The sequence below is a fragment of the Thauera mechernichensis genome (assembly GCF_029588855.1).
Lineage (GTDB): Bacteria > Pseudomonadota > Gammaproteobacteria > Burkholderiales > Rhodocyclaceae > Thauera > Thauera mechernichensis.
Window position 1 is genome coordinate 1 of record NZ_JARQZE010000036.1, and the last position, 2,992, is coordinate 2,992.

2 protein-coding genes and 2 pseudogenes are annotated in these 2,992 nt (G+C 63.1%); 3 read left to right on the forward strand and 1 reads right to left on the reverse strand.

Translation table 11 applies throughout. From position 1 onward, the window contains the following. A pseudogene (locus tag P7F68_RS19785) lies at positions 1-216 on the reverse strand (allantoicase); the annotation flags it as partial. A 374-nt stretch (positions 217-590) separates the two neighbouring features. Here P7F68_RS19785 and P7F68_RS19790 point away from each other — a divergent pair. From P7F68_RS19790 to P7F68_RS19800, 3 genes and pseudogenes are all read left to right on the forward strand, one after another. Beyond that, positions 591-1,361 carry an aspartate/glutamate racemase family protein gene (locus P7F68_RS19790; protein WP_269745238.1) on the forward strand — a complete coding sequence of 257 codons (771 nt, stop codon included), beginning with the start codon at positions 591-593 and terminating at the stop codon, positions 1,359-1,361. A gap of 30 nt (positions 1,362-1,391) precedes the next feature. Next, on the forward strand, positions 1,392-2,786 hold the full coding sequence (locus P7F68_RS19795) for an NCS1 family transporter (RefSeq protein WP_277835646.1): 1,395 nt from the start codon (positions 1,392-1,394) through the stop codon (positions 2,784-2,786). Between the two features lie 7 nt (positions 2,787-2,793). Further along, positions 2,794-2,992 (forward strand): annotated as a pseudogene (locus P7F68_RS19800) (allantoinase); the annotation flags it as partial.

Genomic DNA, 2,992 nt, shown 5'->3' on the forward strand with positions numbered 1-2,992 from the left:
GCCATCCATCCACTTGCCGTTGGTGTCGAACTTGCCGGGGACGAACTGTGCGGGCTCGGGGTTGAGCATGCGTGCGACCTCGGCGAAGAAGTCGTCGGAGGCGGCGATTGCCTTGGCGCCCAGGCGCGGGTTGGCGAGGTCGACCGAGCGCAGCGCCCAGTCGGGCAACTCGGCAGGGGGGGCGAAGACGGGGGCGCCGGGAGTGTGGCTGGCCATGGGGGGCTCCTGGTTGAGTGTGAGGAGAGAGGTTCTCAAAAATTGTATGCGAAGACAAAAATAATCGTATACAAAACATTTTGAATCGACTTTTGAGTGGTTCTGCCTCATATCAGCGCGCTGATCCGCCCAATAAGCGCTCAAGAATGATGCCGAGGGGCGGGCGGAATCCCTTGCGATATCGCCGTTTCCGTGTCGCAGCGAGCAAGACCTTTCCTGGGGCGCGGCTGCAGCCGTAGGGGGGCGTCTGCCGGTGTCGTTGCGATGGCTTCATCAAATGTTTAAATGAACACAAAAAACTATTTGTTTTGTGTACAAAAGACGATTAATGTTTTTGTAACGGCAGCGTTCAGGATGTCGGTACGCATCACAGCATGAAGAATCGAGAGGACACCATGCACATCAGGCTCATCAACCCCAACACCACTGCGTCGATGACCGCCAAGATCGGCGTGGCTGGCGCGCGCGTCGCCGCAGCGGGTACCCAGGTCTCGGCCACCAATCCGGATGCCGGTCCCGTCTCGATCGAGAGTCACTTCGACGAGGCCGTCAGTGCGCTGGGCGTGCTGGACGAGATCCGTCGCGGTGAACGGGAGGGCGCGGATGGGGGCGAGCGTGTAGACGCCTATGTGATCGCCTGTTTCGGCGACCCGGGCCTGCTTGCCGCACGCGAGCTCACCACCGCGCCGGTGATCGGCATTGCCGAGGCCGCCTTTCATCTCGCCACGCTCATCAGTACGCGCTTCTCGGTGGTCACCACGCTCGGACGCACCTGCATCATCGCCGAGCACCTGCTGCAGAACTACGGCTTTGCTCACCACTGCCGCAAGGTGCGTGCGGCCGAGATCCCCGTGCTCGACCTGGAGGACGACGGCGCCTGCGCGCTCGGCCGAATCATTGACGAATGCCGTCGTGCCAAGACCGAGGATGGCATTGGCGCGATCGTGCTCGGGTGTGGCGGCATGGCAGACCTCACCGACGAGATTCGCGAGGCCGTCGGCCTGCCGATCGTCGAAGGCGTGACTGCTGCCGTGAAACTGGCCGAGTCGCTGGTGAGCCTGCGCCTGGGGACCAGCAAGCATGGCGATCTCGCCTTCCCGCGCGCAAAGACCTTCACCGGCCGCTTCGACTACCTCGGCAGCTGAGCGTCCACCACCCCTGGAGGAGCAAACGAAATGACAAGCAAGGCACATGACGTCTCCCTGGCCGGCACTGCCGGTACAGGACGTACCGGCGCGCAGCCCCATCACGAGACTCACTCAAAAGCCCTTGGCGAGGAGTCGCTCGCGCCCCAGCAGACTCGAATCATGGGCAAGTGGTCGTATCTGCTCGCCTGGTTCGGCGGCTGCGTGTCGATCGGCACCTTTGCCATGGGCTCGAGCGTGGTCGGTACGCTCAACCTGTTGCAGGCGACGATGGCGATCGCCATCGGCTGCTTCGTGATCGGCATCGCACTTACCCTCAATGGCGCGGCCGGCCTCAAGTACGGCATCCCCTTCATGGTCCAGGCCCGCACGGCCTTCGGTTTCGCCGGCACGCGCTTCCCCGGGCTGGTACGGGCAGTGCCGGCAATCGTCTGGTACGGTTTCCAGAGCTGGGTCGGGGCGGGCGCGCTCAACCTGGTGTCGGCCTCGCTGTTCGGCTTCGACAACCTGGTGGCCTGGTTCATCATCTTCCAGATCCTGCAGATCGGCCTGTCGGTGCTCGGCTTCCAGGGTATCAAGTGGCTGGAGAACATCGGCAGCGGCTTCATCCTGGTATCGCTCACCTACATGTTCTTCAGCGTCATCGACAAGTATGGCGAGGAGATCAGTGCCAACCTGGTGAACATCGAAGGCACCTGGGGCCTGCCGTTCTGGGGGGCGACCATGCTCTTCCTGGGCATCTACAGCACCATGATGCTCAACGTCAGTGATTACTCGCGCGAACTCGAGAAAGGCATCCGGCGCGGGCCGCTGACCACGCTCTATGCGATGTCCATCCTGCCGTGCACGCTGTTCATGGGGCTGATCGGGCTGATGGTGTCGGGCGCCACCGGTGTGGCCGACCCGATCCAGGTGTTCTCGAGCGCGGTGGACAACAAGCCGCTGCTCATCATCACGCTGCTCTTCATCGCCTTCGCCCAGGTCACGACCAACGTACTCAACAACGTCGTACCGCCGACCTACGTGCTGATGGATGTGTTCAAGCTCTCGTTCCGCAGCGCGGCGGTCATCGTCGGCCTGCTCGCCTTCGGCACCTTCCCCTGGGAATTGGTTAAGGACGAGTCCGCCGCCGGCTTGCAGGTCTTCGTGCAAACCTACTCCGCCTTCCTCGGCCCGATCTTCGCCGTGCTGGTGGTCGATTACTACCTGATCCGCCGCCGCAACCTCGATCTCGGCAAGCTTTATGACGAGAACGGCCCCTATCGCGGCGTCAACTGGGCGGGCATCGTTGCCTCGCTGGTGGGGGCGGCGGTCGCGCTCAGCTTCTCCACGGTGTCCTGGTACGCCAGCCTGATCCCGGCCGGCCTTAGCTACTGGCTGCTGATGAATCACTGGGGCGCCTGCAAGCGCTTCCTGCAGAACTGAGTACGCCATGAGCTCGAATCCTGCCTACCCTCGCGACCTCGTCGGCTATGGTCGCACCCCGCCGCATGCCGACTGGCCCGGCCGCGCCCGCATCGCCGTGCAGTTCGTGCTCAACTACGAGGAAGGCGGCGAGAACTGCGTGCTGCACGGTGACGCCGGCAGCGAGCAGTTCCTGTCCGAGCTATTCAACGCCGCCAGCTACCCCG

Excerpts from the sequence above, each read along its gene's own strand:
- P7F68_RS19790 (WP_269745238.1), top strand. The coding sequence starts at position 591 with ATGAAGAATCGAGAGGACACCATGCACATCAGGCTCATCAACCCCAAC.
- P7F68_RS19795 (WP_277835646.1), top strand. The coding sequence starts at position 1,392 with ATGACAAGCAAGGCACATGACGTCTCCCTGGCCGGCACTGCCGGTACA.